This window comes from Bacillus sp. SRB3LM, from assembly GCF_015712745.1.
In the GTDB taxonomy this organism is placed as follows: domain Bacteria; phylum Bacillota; class Bacilli; order Bacillales; family Bacillaceae_G; genus Bacillus_A; species Bacillus_A thuringiensis_K.
The window spans coordinates 105,001-122,499 of the sequence record NZ_VWVQ01000045.1; the positions used below are offsets into that span (position 1 = coordinate 105,001).

The window sequence follows — 17,499 nt, forward strand, 5'->3', positions numbered from 1 at the left end:
AAATACACCACCGAAGCTGCGGATTGATACCGAATGGTATCAGTGGTAGGGGAGCGTTCTAAGGACAGTGAAGTCAGACCGTAAGGACTGGTGGAGTGCTTAGAAGTGAGAATGCCGGTATGAGTAGCGAAAGACGGGTGAGAATCCCGTCCACCGAATGCCTAAGGTTTCCTGAGGAAGGCTCGTCCGCTCAGGGTTAGTCAGGACCTAAGCCGAGGCCGACAGGCGTAGGCGATGGACAACAGGTTGATATTCCTGTACCACCTCTTTATCGTTTGAGCAATGGAGGGACGCAGAAGGATAGAAGAAGCGTGCGATTGGTTGTGCACGTCCAAGCAGTTAGGCTGATAAGTAGGCAAATCCGCTTATCGTAAAGGCTGAGCTGTGATGGGGAAGCTCCTTATGGAGCGAAGTCTTTGATTCCCCGCTGCCAAGAAAAGCTTCTAGCGAGATAAAAGGTGCCTGTACCGCAAACCGACACAGGTAGGCGAGGAGAGAATCCTAAGGTGTGCGAGAGAACTCTGGTTAAGGAACTCGGCAAAATGACCCCGTAACTTCGGGAGAAGGGGTGCTTTCTTAACGGAAAGCCGCAGTGAATAGGCCCAAGCGACTGTTTAGCAAAAACACAGCTCTCTGCGAAGCCGTAAGGCGAAGTATAGGGGGTGACACCTGCCCGGTGCTGGAAGGTTAAGGAGAGGGGTTAGCGTAAGCGAAGCTCTGAACTGAAGCCCCAGTAAACGGCGGCCGTAACTATAACGGTCCTAAGGTAGCGAAATTCCTTGTCGGGTAAGTTCCGACCCGCACGAAAGGTGTAACGATTTGGGCACTGTCTCAACCAGAGACTCGGTGAAATTATAGTACCTGTGAAGATGCAGGTTACCCGCGACAGGACGGAAAGACCCCGTGGAGCTTTACTGTAGCCTGATATTGAATTTTGGTACAGTTTGTACAGGATAGGCGGGAGCCATTGAAACCGGAGCGCTAGCTTCGGTGGAGGCGCTGGTGGGATACCGCCCTGACTGTATTGAAATTCTAACCTACGGGTCTTATCGACCCGGGAGACAGTGTCAGGTGGGCAGTTTGACTGGGGCGGTCGCCTCCTAAAGTGTAACGGAGGCGCCCAAAGGTTCCCTCAGAATGGTTGGAAATCATTCGTAGAGTGCAAAGGCATAAGGGAGCTTGACTGCGAGACCTACAAGTCGAGCAGGGACGAAAGTCGGGCTTAGTGATCCGGTGGTTCCGCATGGAAGGGCCATCGCTCAACGGATAAAAGCTACCCCGGGGATAACAGGCTTATCTCCCCCAAGAGTCCACATCGACGGGGAGGTTTGGCACCTCGATGTCGGCTCATCGCATCCTGGGGCTGTAGTCGGTCCCAAGGGTTGGGCTGTTCGCCCATTAAAGCGGTACGCGAGCTGGGTTCAGAACGTCGTGAGACAGTTCGGTCCCTATCCGTCGTGGGCGTAGGAAATTTGAGAGGAGCTGTCCTTAGTACGAGAGGACCGGGATGGACGCACCGCTGGTGTACCAGTTGTTCTGCCAAGGGCATAGCTGGGTAGCTATGTGCGGAAGGGATAAGTGCTGAAAGCATCTAAGCATGAAGCCCCCCTCAAGATGAGATTTCCCATAGCGTAAGCTAGTAAGATCCCTGAAAGATGATCAGGTTGATAGGTTCGAGGTGGAAGCATGGTGACATGTGGAGCTGACGAATACTAATAGATCGAGGACTTAACCATATAATATGTAGCAAATGTTATCTAGTTTTGAAGGAATATGCCTTCATAGTTTGGTGATGATGGCAGAGAGGTCACACCCGTTCCCATACCGAACACGGAAGTTAAGCTCTCTAGCGCCGATGGTAGTTGGGACCTTGTCCCTGTGAGAGTAGGACGTCGCCAAGCAAAAAACCTAAGTCGTTTCGACTTAGGTTTTTTTGTGTTTATTTTTATATACCAAATCTTAATGAGGAAAAAGAATGAAAATGAGGGTATTGAGAGTAATAGGAATGATTTTTTGCTTGTCAGGTTTTCTAAGTGCTCCCAAACAATCCTTATAATAGGAACTGTTATTTCTACTACAAGTATATATTTTAAATAATGAGAGTGAAAAAAGCGGGATGATATAAACAAGTATTCAATCATTATAGTAATGGTTACGATACAAAGGAATATAAACGATATGCTTTATATTAAAGCATATGGAATTTGTACACAAACCGTTTTGTGTATGATAGATCTCTAGAAATATATATTCTAATTTCTTATCCTTCTTGCATATAGTTACAATTATTCTTTTGAATATAACTAAAACACGAACGTTATTGATTAGTAATAAAAAAACATTCGATTATTTGTTGACATTGTTTATGAAATATTGTTAATATAGCCATAGAAAGAATAATATATAAGACCTCATATAATCGCGGGGATATGGCCTGCAAGTCTCTACCTAACGACCGTTATTCGTTAGACTATGAGGGAAAGTCACTCGGTATTTTTCTATTCACAAGGGATACGTATGCCTGAGTAGAGCGCTTTCTCTCATAGTAAAAGAGAAACTGTTCTATTTCAGGCTTTTTTTATTTGAATCGGGGGGATTCTAATATGAAATCACTAGTTGGAGTCATAATGGGAAGCACGTCAGACTGGGAAACAATGAAATATGCTTGTGACATTTTAGATGAATTAAATATACCGTATGAGAAAAAGGTTGTATCCGCTCATCGGACTCCGGATTATATGTTTGAATATGCAGAGACGGCTCGTGAACGTGGATTGAAAGTTATTATTGCTGGAGCTGGTGGAGCAGCACATTTACCAGGAATGGTTGCAGCGAAGACGAATCTTCCTGTAATCGGAGTTCCAGTTCAATCAAAAGCGTTAAACGGCTTAGATTCATTATTATCCATTGTCCAAATGCCAGGAGGAGTTCCAGTTGCAACTGTTGCAATTGGTAAGGCTGGTTCAACGAATGCTGGTTTACTTGCTGCACAAATAATTGGATCATTCCATGATGACATACATGATGCATTAGAATTGAGAAGAGAAGCAATTGAAAAAGATGTGCGCGAAGGTAGTGAGCTAGTATGACGAGAATCATTTTACCTGGAAAAACAATCGGTATTATTGGAGGCGGCCAGCTAGGAAGAATGATGGCATTGGCAGCTAAGGAGATGGGATATAAAATTGCTGTTTTAGATCCTACAAAAAACTCACCATGTGCACAAGTTGCTGATATTGAAATTGTTGCATCATATGACGATTTAAAAGCAATTCAGCATTTAGCAGAGATAAGTGATGTTGTCACATATGAATTTGAGAATATTGATTATAGATGTTTACAATGGCTTGAAAAACATGCGTACTTACCACAAGGTAGTCAGTTGTTAAATACAACGCAAAATCGTTTTACAGAAAAGAATGCGATTGAGAAGGCTGGGTTACCAGTAGCAACGTATAGATTAGTTCAAAATCAAGATCAGCTTACAGAAGCAATTGCTGAGTTATCATTCCCTTCCGTCTTAAAAACGACGACAGGTGGATATGATGGGAAAGGGCAAGTTGTTTTAAGAAGTGAAGCTGATGTTGAGGCAGCAAGAAATCTTGTGGATAAAGCAGAATGTATTTTAGAGAAATGGGTGCCTTTTGAAAAAGAAGTATCAGTTATTGTGATTCGTAGTGTAAGTGGTGAAACAAAAGTGTTTCCAGTAGCAGAAAATATTCATGTAAATAACATTTTACATGAATCTATCGTTCCAGCTCGCATTACAGAAGAGCTTTCTCAAAAAACAATTGCTTATGCAAAGGTACTTGCGGATGAATTAGAACTTGTGGGAACACTAGCTGTAGAGATGTTTGCTACAGATAATGGTGAGATTTATATTAATGAATTAGCGCCAAGACCTCACAATTCAGGACACTATACACAGGATGCATGTGAAACGAGTCAATTTGGTCAACATATTCGAGCAATCTGTAATTTACCTCTAGGAGAAACAAATTTGTTAAAACCAGTTGTCATGGTAAACATTTTAGGCGAACATATAGAAGGGGTCCTAAGACAAGTGAATAGATTAACCGGGTGCTATTTACACTTGTATGGAAAAGAAGAAGCAAAAGCACAGCGAAAAATGGGGCATGTTAATATTTTAAATGATAATATTGAAGTCGCTCTAGAAAAAGCGAAGAGTTTGCATATTTGGGACCATCAAGAACAACTGTTGGAGGGAAAAAGATGATTAGTCGTTATACACGCCCTGAAATGGGTGCGATTTGGACGGAAGAGAACAAATTTAAAGCGTGGTTAGAAGTTGAGATTTTAGCTTGTGAAGCATGGGCTGAGCTTGGCGATATTCCAAAAGAAGATGTTAAAAAAATTCGTGAACATGCATCATTTGATATTGATCGTATTTATGAAATTGAAAAAGAAACACGTCATGACGTAGTTGCATTCACTCGTGCTGTATCAGAAACGCCAGCATTAGGCGAAGAACGTAAATGGGTTCATTACGGTTTAACATCTACAGATGTAGTAGATACAGCATTATCTTACATCTTAAAACAAGCGAATGAAATTATATTAAAAGACTTAGAGAACTTTGTAAGCATTTTAGCTAACAAAGCGAAAGAGCATAAATACACAATCATGATGGGAAGAACACACGGTGTTCATGCAGAACCAACGACATTTGGTTTAAAACTTGGTCTTTGGTATGAAGAGATGAAACGTAACGTAGAGCGTTTCAAACAAGCTGCTGATACAGTTCGTGTTGGTAAATTATCTGGTGCGGTTGGTACATACGCAAATATCGATCCATTCGTAGAAAAGTATGTTTGTGAAAACTTAGGATTAGAAGCAGCACCAATTTCAACACAAACATTGCAACGTGATCGTCATGCTCATTACATGTCAACACTTGCATTAATCGCAACATCTATCGAAAAGATGGCAGTTGAGATTCGTGGTTTACAAAAGAGTGAAACACGTGAAGTTGAAGAAGCTTTCGCAAAAGGTCAAAAAGGTTCTTCTGCAATGCCACATAAGCGTAATCCAATTGGATCTGAAAATATGACTGGTTTAGCTCGTGTTATCCGCGGTTATATGATGACAGCTTACGAAAATGTTCCATTATGGCATGAGCGTGACATTTCTCACTCTTCGGCAGAACGCGTAATTTTACCAGATGCTACAATCGCATTAAATTACATGTTAAATCGCTTTGGTAATATCGTTAAAAACTTAACTGTATACCCAGAGAATATGAAACGCAATATGACAAGAACATACGGCTTAATTTATTCTCAGCGCGTAATGCTTACACTAATCGACAAAGGTATGGTACGTGAAGAAGCTTATGATATCGTACAGCCTAAAGCGATGGAAGCTTGGGAAACACAAGTACAATTTAAAGAGCTTGTAGAAGCTGATGAGCGTATTACAAGCAAGTTAACACAGGAAGAAATTAATGAATGCTTCAACTATGAGCATCATATGCAACACGTTGATACAATCTTTGAACGCTTAGGATTAAACGAAGCGTAAAATTTCATATGGCACAGAATAGAGTCATTCTGTGCCATTCTTTATAAAAACATTATTCACATTTTTCAAACTACAGGGGGCTTGCGAAATGCAAAAGCTAGAATTGCTGTATGAAGGTAAGGCAAAAAGAATTTATCGTACAGAATCAGCAGATATGGTTTGGGTAGAGTACAAAGATAGTGCGACTGCTTTCAATGGGGAGAAAAAAGAGACGATTACAGGAAAAGGTCGTTTGAACAATGAAATTACAACTTTATTGTTCAGAAAGTTACAAGAAGTGGGAATTAAAACACATTTTGTTGAGAAGTTATCTGAAACAGAACAACTTGTTAAAAAAGTGAGTATTATTCCTTTAGAAGTTGTCACAAGAAATGTAATTGCAGGAAGTCTTTCAAAACGATTAGGAATGGAAGAGGGAACTGCACTTGCAGAACCAATCGTAGAATTTTACTTCAAAGATGATGATTTAGGAGATCCGCTTGTAACGGAAGATCATATTCGTGTATTAAACGTTGCATCACCAGAGCAAGTAAGTGTATTACGAGATATGGCTCTACAAATCAATCAAGTGTTGATTGATCATTTCGCAAGCTGTCGTGTAAGATTAGTAGATTTCAAATTAGAGTTTGGTGTAACGGAAGAAGGAGAAATCATTTTAGCGGATGAAATTTCACCAGATACTTGCCGTTTATGGGATGAAACGAGCAATGAAAAGTTTGATAAAGACGTATTCCGTCGCGATCTTGGAAATTTAACAGATGCTTATGAAGAGATTTTAAAACGTTTAGGGGGAATTTCACATGTATAAAGTTAAGGTATATGTAACATTAAGAGAAAGCGTATTAGATCCACAAGGAACAGCAGTAAAAGGAGCACTTCATAGTCTTTCATTCACAGAAGTACAAGACGTTCGAATCGGAAAGTACATGGAACTAACAATTGATAAATCTGTATCTGATTTAGATAGCAAGGTAAAAGAAATGTGTGAAAAACTATTAGCGAACGTTGTAATGGAAGACTTCCGTTATGAAGTTGAGGAGGTTGTCGCACAGTGAAATTTGCCGTAATAGTATTTCCGGGTTCGAACTGTGATGTCGATATGTTCCATGCAATTAAAGATGAGCTTGGCGAAGAAGTAGATTACGTTTGGCACGATACAGAGAATTTAGATGAATATGATGCAATTCTACTACCAGGTGGATTTTCTTATGGTGACTACTTACGCTGCGGTGCTATCTCTCGCTTTGCTAATGCAATGAAAGCAGTGCAAAAAGCTGCTGAGCAAGGAAAGCCGATTTTAGGGGTATGTAATGGATTCCAGATTCTTGTTGAATCAGGATTACTACCAGGAGCATTAATGAGAAACGAAAACTTAAAATTTATGTGTCGCACTGTTCAGTTGCGTGTTGAAAATAATGAAACGATGTTTACATCACAATATGGAAAAGATGAAGTAATTAATATTCCAATCGCGCATGGTGAGGGGAATTACTATTGTGATGAAGCGACGCTTAAACAATTAGAAGAGAACAATCAAATCGCATTCCGTTACGTAGAAAACCCTAACGGTAGCGTTTCAGATATTGCTGGTATTGTAAATGAAAAAGGAAATGTACTTGGTATGATGCCACACCCAGAGCGTGCTGTAGATGAATTACTTGGCGGTGCTGAAGGGTTAAAAGTCTTTCAATCTATCTTAAAACAGTGGAGGGAAACATATGTCGTTAATGCTTGAACCAAATCCAACACAAATTAAAGAAGAGCGTATATATGCGGAAATGGGGCTAACAGACGAAGAGTTTGCCATGGTTGAAAAGATTTTAGGTCGTCTGCCAAATTATACAGAAACAGGGTTATTCTCTGTAATGTGGTCTGAACATTGTAGTTATAAAAATTCGAAACCAGTTCTTCGTAAGTTTCCAACTACAGGTGAGCGCGTTCTGCAAGGACCTGGAGAAGGTGCTGGAATTGTAGATATCGGTGATAATCAAGCAGTTGTATTTAAAATGGAAAGTCATAACCATCCTTCAGCTATTGAGCCATATCAAGGAGCTGCAACAGGTGTTGGTGGTATTATTCGTGACGTATTCTCTATGGGAGCACGTCCGGTAGCTCTATTAAACTCACTTCGTTTCGGTGAATTACAGTCACCACGTGTGAAATATTTATTCGAAGAAGTAGTAGCAGGAATTGCAGGATACGGTAACTGCATCGGTATTCCGACTGTTGGCGGCGAAGTACAATTTGATCCATGTTATGAAGGAAATCCACTTGTAAATGCAATGTGCGTAGGTTTGATTAACCACGAAGACATTAAAAAAGGGCAAGCGCACGGTGCTGGTAACACAGTAATGTACGTAGGAGCATCAACTGGTCGTGACGGTATTCACGGTGCAACATTCGCGTCGGAAGAACTATCTGAAAGCTCAGAAGCGAAACGTCCAGCGGTTCAAGTAGGGGATCCATTTATGGAAAAACTTCTTATTGAAGCGTGTTTAGAATTAATTCAATCCGATGCACTTGTTGGAATTCAAGATATGGGTGCGGCTGGTTTAACATCATCATCTGCAGAAATGGCAAGTAAAGCAGGAATGGGTATTGAAATGTACTTAGATGATGTACCACAGCGTGAAACAGGAATGACACCATATGAAATGATGCTATCTGAATCACAAGAGCGTATGTTAATTGTTGTGAAAAAAGGTAGAGAACAAGAAATAGTAGATTTATTTGAGAAGTATGGTCTTGCAGCGGTTACGATGGGGAAAGTAACAGAAGATAAAATGCTTCGTTTATTCCATAAAGGTGAAAAGGTAGCTGAAGTTCCAGCAGATGCTTTAGCAGAAGAAGCACCAATTTATCATAAGCCATCAAAAGAAGCAGCATACTTTACTGAATTCCAAGCAATGAAAATGGAAACGCCAAAAGTAGAAAATTATAAAGAAACGTTATTTGCTCTATTACAGCAACCAACCATTGCAAGTAAAGAGTGGGTATACGATCAATACGATTACCAAGTTCGCACAAGCACAGTTGTTACGCCAGGTTCAGATGCTGCAGTTGTACGTGTACGCGGTACAGAAAAAGGATTAGCAATGACGACAGATTGTAACTCTCGCTACATTTATCTAGACCCAGAGATGGGCGGTAAAATTGCAGTAGCAGAGGCAGCGCGTAATATCGTATGTTCTGGCGGAGAGCCACTTGCAATTACAGATTGCTTAAACTTCGGTAACCCAGAAAAACCAGAAATCTTCTGGCAGATTGAGAAATCAGTAGACGGTATGAGTGAAGCTTGTCGCGCATTACAAACACCAGTTATCGGCGGAAACGTATCGATGTATAACGAGCGTAGTGGTGAAGCTGTATATCCAACACCGACAGTTGGGATGGTCGGACTTGTGCATGACTTAAAACATGTAACAACACAAGAGTTTAAGCAAGCTGGTGATTTAGTGTATGTAATTGGTGAGACGAAAGCTGAGTTTGGCGGAAGTGAATTACAGAAAATGATTCACGGCAAAATTTTCGGTCAATCACCAAGTATCGATTTAGATGTAGAATTAAGACGCCAAAAACAAGTATTAGAAGCAATTCAAGCTGGTCTTGTTCAATCTGCACATGATGTTGCTGAAGGTGGTTTAGCAGTTGCGATTTCAGAAAGTGCAATTGGTGCTAAAGGCTTAGGTGCTACTGTGAAATTAGATGGAGAAGCAACAGCAGCATTATTCGCTGAATCACAGTCTCGCTTTGTGATAACTGTAAAACGTGAAAATAAAGAGGCGTTTGAGAAAGCAGTAGAAGCAATCCAAGTTGGAGAAGTAACAAGTACAAATGAAGTAACAATTCATAATGAAGAAAATGAAGTATTACTTACAGCAAATGTAGATGAAATGAGAAAGGCTTGGAAAGGGGCAATCCCATGCTTGCTGAAATAAAGGGGTTAAACGAAGAATGTGGTGTTTTCGGAATTTGGGGGCATGAAAATGCAGCACAAGTTTCATACTACGGATTGCACAGTTTACAGCACCGTGGGCAAGAAGGCGCAGGCATTGTCGTAAATAATGGGGAAAAAATCGTCGGTCACAAGGGGTTAGGTTTAATATCAGAAGTGTTTTCAAGAGGTGAGCTAGAAGGATTAAATGGAAAATCAGCAATCGGACATGTACGATATGCAACAGCTGGTGGAAGTGAAGTTGCTAACGTTCAACCATTGTTGTTCCGTTTTTCCGATCATAGTATGGCATTAGCTCATAACGGAAATTTAATTAACGCAAAAATGCTTCGTCGTGAATTAGAAGCAGAGGGCAGTATTTTTCAAACTAGTTCAGATACAGAAGTACTTTTACATCTTATTAAACGTAGCACGAAAGATTCTTTAATTGAAAGTGTAAAAGAGGCTTTAAATAAAGTGAAAGGTGCGTTTGCGTATCTTTTACTAACTGGAAATGAAATGATCGTTGCATTAGATCCGAATGGGTTCCGTCCGCTTTCAATTGGAAAGATGGGGGATGCTTACGTTGTAGCATCTGAAACATGTGCTTTTGATGTAGTAGGTGCAACATACATTCGTGATGTAGAACCGGGTGAATTACTTATCATTAATGATGAAGGAATTCACGTAGATCGTTTCACAAACGATGTAGAACATGCAATTTGTAGTATGGAATATATTTACTTTGCACGACCAGATTCTAATATTGCAGGCGTTAACGTTCATGCAGCACGTAAGAATATGGGGAAACGTTTAGCGGCAGAAGCTCCTATTGAAGCAGATGTTGTTACTGGTGTACCAGACTCTAGTATTTCAGCTGCGATTGGCTATGCGGAGGCGACAGGTATTCCATATGAGTTAGGATTAATTAAAAATCGTTACGTTGGACGTACGTTTATCCAACCTTCTCAAGAACTGCGCGAGCAAGGGGTTAAGATGAAGCTTTCCGCAGTAAGAGGTGTAGTTGAAGGGAAACGAGTTGTTATGATTGATGACTCTATCGTAAGAGGAACGACAAGTAAACGAATTGTTCGTATGCTTCGTGAGGCTGGAGCGACAGAAGTTCACGTAAGAATTGCTTCACCACCTCTGAAATATCCATGTTTCTATGGCATTGATATTCAAACGAGAAAAGAATTAATTGCAGCAAATCATACAGTAGAAGAAATCCGTGAAATAATCGGAGCAGATTCTTTAACATTTTTAAGTGAAGATGGATTAGTAGATGCAATTGGACGTCCATATGAAGGGAAATATGGCGGCCTATGCATGGCTTACTTTAATGGGGACTATCCAACAGCTCTTTATGATTATGAGCAAGAGCTTTTAGAAAGTATGAAATAAGAAAAGTGAGAAAAGCTTCTACTTCTTTTGATGTAGAAGCTAGCTCCTTTCTTAAAATAGCCCGCCCTGGATGGGAAGAAATTAAAAGACGAGGTGTAAATAACGATGGCGAATGCATATAAGCAAGCAGGAGTAGATATTGAAGCTGGATATGAAGCGGTATCTCGCATGAAAAAACACGTACAAACAACTATGAGAAAAGAAGTACTAGGCGGTTTAGGCGGTTTTGGAGGTATGTTTGATCTATCAAAATTTGCATTAGAAGAACCTGTATTAGTATCTGGAACAGATGGCGTGGGAACGAAATTGATGCTCGCTTTTATGGCAGATAAACATGACACAATTGGTATTGATGCAGTAGCAATGTGTGTAAATGATATTGTTGTCCAAGGAGCAGAGCCGCTTTTCTTCCTTGATTATATTGCTTGTGGTAAAGCTGAACCTAGTAAAATTGAAAACATCGTCAAAGGTATATCAGAGGGCTGTCGCCAAGCTGGTTGTGCATTAATCGGTGGAGAAACAGCTGAAATGCCAGGAATGTATTCTACGGAAGAATATGATTTAGCTGGTTTTACAGTTGGGATTGTTGATAAAAAGAAAATTGTAACAGGTGAAAAGATTGAAGCTGGTCACGTGCTAATTGGCTTAGCATCTAGCGGTATTCATAGCAATGGTTACTCTTTAGTACGAAAAGTGTTACTAGAAGATGGAGAACTATCTTTAGAGCGTATTTATAGCCGCTTAGAACTACCTCTTGGTGAAGAATTATTAAAACCAACGAAAATTTATGTCAAACCTATTTTAGAACTATTGAAGAAACATGAAGTATACGGTATGGCGCATATTACAGGTGGCGGATTTATTGAAAATATTCCACGCATGTTGCCAGAAGGAATCGGTGCTGAGATTGAACTAGGATCTTGGGAAATTCAGCCGATCTTTAGTTTGCTTCAAGAAGTTGGAAAACTGGAAGAGAAAGAAATGTTCAATATTTTTAACATGGGTATTGGTATGGTAGTAGCAGTGAAGGAAGAAGATGCAAAAGATGTTGTTCGTCTTCTTGAAGAGCAAGGAGAAATGGCTCGTATTATTGGACGTACTATACAAGGAGCTGGCGTTACTTTTAATGGGGGCACAGCACTATGAGTAGATTAGCAGTTTTTGCTTCTGGAAGTGGATCTAACTTTCAATCTCTCGTTAATGCGGTAGAAGAAAAAAGATTGGATGCAGAAATTAGTTTATTAGTATGTGATAAACCAGAAGCACGCGCTGTTGGACGGGCAAATTATCATCATATTCCGTGTTTTGCTTTTTCAGCGAAAGCATATGAGTCAAAAGAAGTGTTTGAAAAAGAGATATTAAAGAAGCTAGAAGAATATGAAATTGATTATGTTATTTTAGCTGGATATATGCGTTTAATCGGGCCGACGTTACTAGAAGCATACGGCGGGAAGATTATTAATATTCATCCATCATTACTACCGAGCTTTCCGGGTAAAGATGCTGTCGGTCAAGCGTTAGAAGCAGGTGTGAAAGTAACTGGAGTAACAATTCATTATGTAGATGCAGGTATGGATACAGGGCCAATTATTGCGCAAGAAGCAGTGGTTGTTTCTGAAGGGGATACGAGAGAAAGCTTACAAAAGAAAATTCAACAAGTTGAACATAAATTATACGTAAATACAGTGAATCAAATTGTTCAGTCTGTGAAAGAATCAACTGTTAACTAACATACAACCAGGGGTGAAGGATAAATGAAAAAGCGTGCATTAGTAAGTGTTTCAGATAAAACAGGAGTAGTAGAATTTGTTAAAGGGTTACTAGAACAAGGGATTGAAGTTATTTCAACAGGTGGTACGAAAAAGTTACTAGAAGAAAACGGTTTACAAGTAATTGGTATTTCTGAAGTAACTGGTTTCCCTGAAATTATGGATGGCCGTGTGAAAACATTACATCCAAATATTCATGGTGGTCTATTAGCAGTTCGTGATAATGAAACACATGTAACACAAATGAATGAGTTAGGTATAGAGCCAATTGACTTTGTTGTTGTTAACTTATACCCATTTAAAGAAACAATCGCTAAGCCTGATGTAACATTTGCTGATGCAATTGAAAATATTGATATCGGTGGCCCGACAATGATTCGCTCTGCTGCGAAAAATCATAAATTTGTATCGGTAATTGTAGATCCAGTAGATTACGATGTTGTATTAGCAGAACTGAAAGAAGACGGTGAAGTAAAAGAAGAAACGAAACGTAAATTAGCAGCGAAAGTATTCCGTCATACAGCAGCGTATGATGCGTTAATTTCTAACTACTTAACAGAGCAAATGGGTGAAGAAAGTCCAGAAACATTAACTGTGACATTTGAGAAAAAGCAAGACTTACGTTATGGCGAGAACCCACATCAAAAAGCAACTTTCTATAAAGCGCCATTCGCAGCAACTTCTTCTGTTGCATACGCAGAACAATTACACGGTAAGGAATTATCGTATAACAATATTAATGATGCAGACGCAGCGCTTAGCATCGTAAAAGAATTTACAGAACCAGCAGTAGTAGCAGTAAAACATATGAATCCATGTGGTGTTGGAGTAGGAACTGATATTCACGCAGCATATACTCGTGCTTATGAAGCAGATCCGGTATCAATCTTCGGCGGTATTATTGCAGCAAATCGTGAAATTGATAAAGCTACAGCAGAAAAGTTACATGAAATTTTCTTAGAAATTGTTATCGCACCTTCGTTCTCGCAAGAAGCTTTAGAAGTGTTGCAAAGTAAGAAGAACTTACGTTTATTAACTATAAATATTGAAAAAGCGACAAGTGCAAGCAAAAAACTAACTTCTGTACAAGGTGGACTTCTAGTTCAAGAGGAAGATACGTTATCATTAGATGAAAGTACAATTTCAATTCCAACGAAACGTGAACCTTCAGAGCAAGAATGGAAAGATTTAAAACTAGCTTGGAAAGTTGTAAAACATGTGAAATCAAACGCAATTGTTTTAGCGAAAGATGACATGACGATTGGTGTCGGTGCGGGACAGATGAACCGTGTAGGTTCTGCAAAAATCGCAATTACACAAGCTGGTGAAAAAGCACAAGGTAGCGCGCTTGCATCTGATGCTTTCTTCCCAATGCCAGATACATTAGAAGAAGCAGCAAAAGCAGGAATTACAGCAATCATTCAACCGGGCGGATCAATCCGTGATGAAGATTCTATTAAAGTGGCAGATACTTATGGGATTGCTATGGTGTTCACTGGCGTACGTCATTTCAAACACTAATAGAGGATGTTTAAAAAGTCCGATTGAGATAACCTTTTATTGATATGAAAAAGCAAACTAGGAGCATAGCTTCTAGTTTGTACTTATTTAATTATTGGGGGATGAAATATGAATGTTTTAGTAATTGGCCGCGGTGGGCGTGAGCATGCTTTAGCTTGGAAGTTTGCACAATCTGAAAAAGTAGAAAAGGTATATGTAGCACCAGGTAATGAAGGTATGCGAGATGTTGCAACACCAGTTGACATTGATGAAAATGATTTTGATGCATTAGTTTTATTTGCAAAAGAGAATTATGTCGAGTTAACTTTCGTTGGACCAGAAATTCCGCTTATGAATGGAATTGTTGATTGTTTTAAAGAAGAGGGACTGCGTGTATTTGGTCCGAATAAAGCGGCTGCTGTTATTGAAGGTAGTAAAGCTTTTACAAAAGAGCTTATGAAAAAGTATGATATTCCAACTGCGGCGTACGAAACTTTTACAGATTATGAAGAAGCAGTACAGTACATTCAAAAAGTTGGTGCACCAATCGTTATTAAAGCTGACGGCCTAGCTGCGGGTAAAGGGGTAACGGTAGCAATGACGCTTGAAGAGGCATTACAAGCTGTGAAAGAAATGCTACAAGATGTGAAATTCGGCGCGGCAAGTAAGAAGGTCGTTATTGAAGAGTTTTTAGATGGACAAGAATTTTCATTAATGGCATTCGTGAATGGAACAACTGTACATCCAATGGTAATCGCCCAAGATCATAAAAGAGCTTTTGATGGTGATAAAGGTCCAAATACGGGCGGAATGGGTGCATATTCTCCAGTACCACAAATTCCAGAATCAGCAGTTCAAGAAGCGATTCAAACCGTATTGCATCCAACTGCTAAGGCGATGATTGAAGAAAACCGTTCGTTTACAGGTATTTTATACGCAGGTCTTATTTTAACAAATGATGGTCCGAAGGTAATTGAATTTAATGCACGCTTCGGTGATCCTGAAACAGAAGTTGTATTACCTCGATTAGAAAACGATTTAGTTGATGTATGTAACGCTGTATTAGATGAAAGTGAACTAACGTTACAATGGTCAGAAGAAGCGGTAATCGGTGTTGTACTTGCTTCTACAGGATATCCAGAAGCATATAAAAAAGGTGATATTATTAGCGGACTAGATGCACTGCAAGATGTGATTGTTTTCCATGCAGGTACAGCAATGAAACATGGGGACTTTGTAACGAACGGTGGCCGTGTATTATTTGTTGCTTGTAAGGCAAATAGTTTACAAGAAGCAAAAGATAAAGTATATAAAGAAATCGGTAAAATTGAGAGTGATGGTCTATTTTATCGAAGTGATATAGGATATCGTGCAATTGGGCATGAGATGACGAAAAGTTAATATGTAAAAATCCCGCTGAGGAATCAGCGGGATTTTTATGCATCTTTATCTTTTTTTAATTTCCCTTTTTGCTTTGCCATTTCTCGAAGTAAATACTCGATGTGTGCATTGACGCTACGAAATTCATCATTTGCCCATTTTTCGATGACTGCGTGTAATTCAGGATCAATACGTAATGGAAAGCTTTTCTTTTTAGCCATAATTACTTATAGCCCTTAGTATAGGCTTCCTGTATTAATAACTGGCTGCGCACCTTTATCTGAAACGATGGCAACTAATAAGTTGTTTACCATATTTGCTTTACGCTCGTCATCGAGTTCTAGTACGCCTTCTTCATCTAACATATGGATGGAATCTTTTGCCATCTTCACAGCGCCTTCAACAATTTCTTTTCTAGCAGCTAATACTGCTTTTGCTTGCTGGCGTTGTAGCATTGCATGGGCAATTTCTGTTGCGTAAGCTAAGTGCGTTAAACGAGTTTCTAATACCTCTACACCAGCAATTTCAAGACGTGCTTCTAACTCACGTTTTAATTCTTCAGAGATTTCTTCAGTATTTCCGCGTAACGTAACGCAGGTTTCATCTTGGAAATTGTCATAAGGATATTTTGTTGCAACATGGCGGATTGCCGTTTCGCTTTGAATTTCTACAAATCGATCATAATGTTCAACACCAAACATCGCTTTTGCAGAATCAACAACTTTATATACGATAACAGCTGCAATTTCAATTGGATTTCCATCAACGTCATTTACTTTTAATTTTTTACTGTTAAAGTTTTCAACACGTAAAGATACAGTTTGACGGAATGCGAACGGAATCGTTAAAAATAAACCGTTTTGACGAATTGTTCCTAAATAATTACCGAAGAACGTAATAACCTTCGCTTGATTCGGTTGAACAATACCGATACCTGTAGCGAGAACTGCGGCTAATATAATAGTTAGTGCCGCTCCTATGAAAATTTCTTGTGCAAGGAAAAATACACCGATAGCAGCTAAAATCAAAATTCCAATAATACCGAGAAAACCATTTACATAAAATACTTGTTTTTCTTTCATATGATCGCCTCCTGATATAAAAATGATATCACTTTTATATCATTTTAAGCAAGAGGTATGTATCTAATTTTCTGAATTTTATTGATTGATATCTTTTATATACATTTTAAGGTTGAAAAAGAGAATATACGTTCTGTTTTATGATAAAATAAAGAAGACTTAACCGCCCACTGCAGCAGCTAAGTCCCTTTGAGAGCATCTTGCATCGTGACAAATGATTCAAAGCGGTTTTGCCAGGATTATATCTTCAATCGCTGACTCAATCTCTTTGTCAGAAGCGTCATAACTTCCTTTTGACTCTGGCTTGGCATGAGTGGAAGTTTGATTCACTTCTTCTTTAGCATGTCCTTTTTTAGCAAAATTCATGCTAGGCATTTTAAATGCCCCCATATTCATGTATTTTCCGAATTTCCACATTTCAACAACAGGGCAGAAACGAACAATTCCTTCTGCAACTTTCATTGCACCAATCCATAGAAAAATGTTAGACCAAGTGCACCACGGCTTGCGTACAAGTTTAGTTGCACTACATCCGAAGAGGACAAGCCCAAGTGTAATTCGAATTAGAGCGTTTATTGTCCCGATATTTTGCTTCATTAGAAAAACACTCCTTTTTATGAAAGTTGAAATAGATAATACTATTTCTTTTATTAGTATCCCGTTTGATTTTTGGGATATGTAATCCAACATTTGACGTGGAAAAAGATGTTGGAATGTGCGTGTGTGTAAGTAACTTTTTTTGTTATAATGAAAGAATGCATAAAAGGAACTTCAAAATTAAATCCTCTAGTTTAAAAAATATGGAAGAGGTAATTCCAAACTTAATTCTCCGTTTTAAACAAATATTTAAGATGAAGTTAAAACAATAATGATGAAAATAAACTGTTAT

Annotated in this window: 15 protein-coding genes, 2 rRNA genes and 1 riboswitch (1 of these 18 only partly in view); of the genes, 14 read left to right on the forward strand and 3 right to left on the reverse strand. The window is 39.2% G+C overall.

The annotated features are described in order from the left end of the window. The 14 genes from F3I02_RS18245 to purD all read left to right on the forward strand — a co-directional run. Positions 1 to 1,736, forward strand: a 23S ribosomal RNA gene (locus tag F3I02_RS18245) (it extends 1,187 nt beyond the left edge of the window). A gap of 49 nt (positions 1,737 to 1,785) precedes the next feature. Next, positions 1,786 to 1,901 (forward strand): 5S ribosomal RNA (rrf, locus tag F3I02_RS18250). A gap of 490 nt (positions 1,902 to 2,391) precedes the next feature. Beyond that, a riboswitch (purine riboswitch) is annotated at positions 2,392 to 2,493 on the forward strand. A 110-nt stretch (positions 2,494 to 2,603) separates the two neighbouring features. Continuing rightward, positions 2,604 to 3,089: a 5-(carboxyamino)imidazole ribonucleotide mutase gene (gene purE, locus F3I02_RS18255; protein WP_000839366.1), complete on the forward strand. Its 486-nt coding sequence runs from the start codon at positions 2,604 to 2,606 to the stop codon at positions 3,087 to 3,089. Next, the gene (gene purK, locus F3I02_RS18260) at positions 3,086 to 4,237 is read left to right on the forward strand and encodes a 5-(carboxyamino)imidazole ribonucleotide synthase (RefSeq protein ID WP_046944998.1); all 1,152 of its coding nucleotides are present in this window, start codon (positions 3,086 to 3,088) and stop codon (positions 4,235 to 4,237) included. Before purE ends, purK begins: the two co-directional genes overlap by 4 nt. Beyond that, the gene (gene purB, locus F3I02_RS18265; protein ID WP_000625682.1) at positions 4,234 to 5,541 is read left to right on the forward strand and encodes an adenylosuccinate lyase; all 1,308 of its coding nucleotides are present in this window, start codon (positions 4,234 to 4,236) and stop codon (positions 5,539 to 5,541) included. Before purK ends, purB begins: the two co-directional genes overlap by 4 nt. 88 nt (positions 5,542 to 5,629) lie before the next feature. Then, positions 5,630 to 6,349: a phosphoribosylaminoimidazolesuccinocarboxamide synthase gene (gene purC / locus F3I02_RS18270; RefSeq protein WP_001170538.1), complete on the forward strand. Its 720-nt coding sequence runs from the start codon at positions 5,630 to 5,632 to the stop codon at positions 6,347 to 6,349. After that, complete coding sequence (purS, locus tag F3I02_RS18275) at positions 6,342 to 6,596, forward strand: phosphoribosylformylglycinamidine synthase subunit PurS (RefSeq protein WP_000278823.1); 255 nt, start codon at positions 6,342 to 6,344, stop codon at positions 6,594 to 6,596. The genes purC and purS overlap by 8 nt, the downstream gene beginning before the upstream one ends. Continuing rightward, a complete protein-coding gene (purQ, locus tag F3I02_RS18280; protein WP_000666787.1) occupies positions 6,593 to 7,276 on the forward strand; it encodes a phosphoribosylformylglycinamidine synthase subunit PurQ in 684 nt (227 codons plus the stop codon). The genes purS and purQ overlap by 4 nt, the downstream gene beginning before the upstream one ends. Further along, positions 7,260 to 9,479: a phosphoribosylformylglycinamidine synthase II gene (purL, locus tag F3I02_RS18285; RefSeq protein ID WP_196478277.1), complete on the forward strand. Its 2,220-nt coding sequence runs from the start codon at positions 7,260 to 7,262 to the stop codon at positions 9,477 to 9,479. Before purQ ends, purL begins: the two co-directional genes overlap by 17 nt. Continuing rightward, entirely contained in the window at positions 9,464 to 10,879 is a 1,416-nt protein-coding gene (purF, locus tag F3I02_RS18290) for an amidophosphoribosyltransferase (RefSeq protein ID WP_000879023.1), read from the forward strand. Before purL ends, purF begins: the two co-directional genes overlap by 16 nt. A gap of 105 nt (positions 10,880 to 10,984) precedes the next feature. Then, a complete protein-coding gene (gene purM, locus F3I02_RS18295; RefSeq protein ID WP_001262444.1) occupies positions 10,985 to 12,025 on the forward strand; it encodes a phosphoribosylformylglycinamidine cyclo-ligase in 1,041 nt (346 codons plus the stop codon). After that, on the forward strand, positions 12,022 to 12,609 hold the full coding sequence (gene purN, locus F3I02_RS18300; RefSeq protein ID WP_000088593.1) for a phosphoribosylglycinamide formyltransferase: 588 nt from the start codon (positions 12,022 to 12,024) through the stop codon (positions 12,607 to 12,609). Before purM ends, purN begins: the two co-directional genes overlap by 4 nt. Before the next feature lie 24 nt (positions 12,610 to 12,633). Next, entirely contained in the window at positions 12,634 to 14,169 is a 1,536-nt protein-coding gene (gene purH / locus F3I02_RS18305) for a bifunctional phosphoribosylaminoimidazolecarboxamide formyltransferase/IMP cyclohydrolase (protein ID WP_000745435.1), read from the forward strand. 108 nt (positions 14,170 to 14,277) lie between these two features. Next, on the forward strand, positions 14,278 to 15,549 hold the full coding sequence (gene purD / locus F3I02_RS18310; RefSeq protein WP_196478278.1) for a phosphoribosylamine--glycine ligase: 1,272 nt from the start codon (positions 14,278 to 14,280) through the stop codon (positions 15,547 to 15,549). A 35-nt stretch (positions 15,550 to 15,584) separates the two neighbouring features. Here purD and F3I02_RS18315 read toward each other — a convergent pair whose 3' ends face one another. The 3 genes from F3I02_RS18315 to F3I02_RS18325 form a co-directional block, all read right to left on the reverse strand. Continuing rightward, on the reverse strand, positions 15,585 to 15,749 hold the full coding sequence (locus F3I02_RS18315; RefSeq protein WP_001085171.1) for a type II toxin-antitoxin system antitoxin: 165 nt from the start codon (positions 15,747 to 15,749) through the stop codon (positions 15,585 to 15,587). Positions 15,750 to 15,764: 15 nt separating this feature from the next. After that, positions 15,765 to 16,610, reverse strand: a complete 846-nt coding sequence (locus F3I02_RS18320) for an SPFH domain-containing protein (RefSeq protein WP_000660669.1) — start codon at positions 16,608 to 16,610, stop codon at positions 15,765 to 15,767. Positions 16,611 to 16,829: 219 nt separating this feature from the next. Continuing rightward, entirely contained in the window at positions 16,830 to 17,207 is a 378-nt protein-coding gene (locus F3I02_RS18325) for a YgaP family membrane protein (RefSeq protein WP_196478279.1), read from the reverse strand. Positions 17,208 to 17,499: the final 292 nt, after the last annotated feature.

What these genes read in the sequence shown, in the direction of transcription:
- purL (WP_196478277.1), top strand. Translation starts at nt 7,260, where the DNA reads ATGTCGTTAATGCTTGAACCAAATCCAACACAAATTAAAGAAGAGCGT.
- purF (WP_000879023.1), top strand. Translation starts at nt 9,464, where the DNA reads ATGCTTGCTGAAATAAAGGGGTTAAACGAAGAATGTGGTGTTTTCGGA.
- F3I02_RS18320 (WP_000660669.1), bottom strand. Translation starts at nt 16,610, where the DNA reads ATGAAAGAAAAACAAGTATTTTATGTAAATGGTTTTCTCGGTATTATT.
- purE (WP_000839366.1), top strand. Translation starts at nt 2,604, where the DNA reads ATGAAATCACTAGTTGGAGTCATAATGGGAAGCACGTCAGACTGGGAA.
- F3I02_RS18325 (WP_196478279.1), bottom strand. Translation starts at nt 17,207, where the DNA reads ATGAAGCAAAATATCGGGACAATAAACGCTCTAATTCGAATTACACTT.
- purK (WP_046944998.1), top strand. Translation starts at nt 3,086, where the DNA reads ATGACGAGAATCATTTTACCTGGAAAAACAATCGGTATTATTGGAGGC.
- F3I02_RS18315 (WP_001085171.1), bottom strand. Translation starts at nt 15,749, where the DNA reads ATGGCTAAAAAGAAAAGCTTTCCATTACGTATTGATCCTGAATTACAC.
- purS (WP_000278823.1), top strand. Translation starts at nt 6,342, where the DNA reads ATGTATAAAGTTAAGGTATATGTAACATTAAGAGAAAGCGTATTAGAT.
- purD (WP_196478278.1), top strand. Translation starts at nt 14,278, where the DNA reads ATGAATGTTTTAGTAATTGGCCGCGGTGGGCGTGAGCATGCTTTAGCT.
- purM (WP_001262444.1), top strand. Translation starts at nt 10,985, where the DNA reads ATGGCGAATGCATATAAGCAAGCAGGAGTAGATATTGAAGCTGGATAT.
- purH (WP_000745435.1), top strand. Translation starts at nt 12,634, where the DNA reads ATGAAAAAGCGTGCATTAGTAAGTGTTTCAGATAAAACAGGAGTAGTA.
- purC (WP_001170538.1), top strand. Translation starts at nt 5,630, where the DNA reads ATGCAAAAGCTAGAATTGCTGTATGAAGGTAAGGCAAAAAGAATTTAT.
- purN (WP_000088593.1), top strand. Translation starts at nt 12,022, where the DNA reads ATGAGTAGATTAGCAGTTTTTGCTTCTGGAAGTGGATCTAACTTTCAA.
- purB (WP_000625682.1), top strand. Translation starts at nt 4,234, where the DNA reads ATGATTAGTCGTTATACACGCCCTGAAATGGGTGCGATTTGGACGGAA.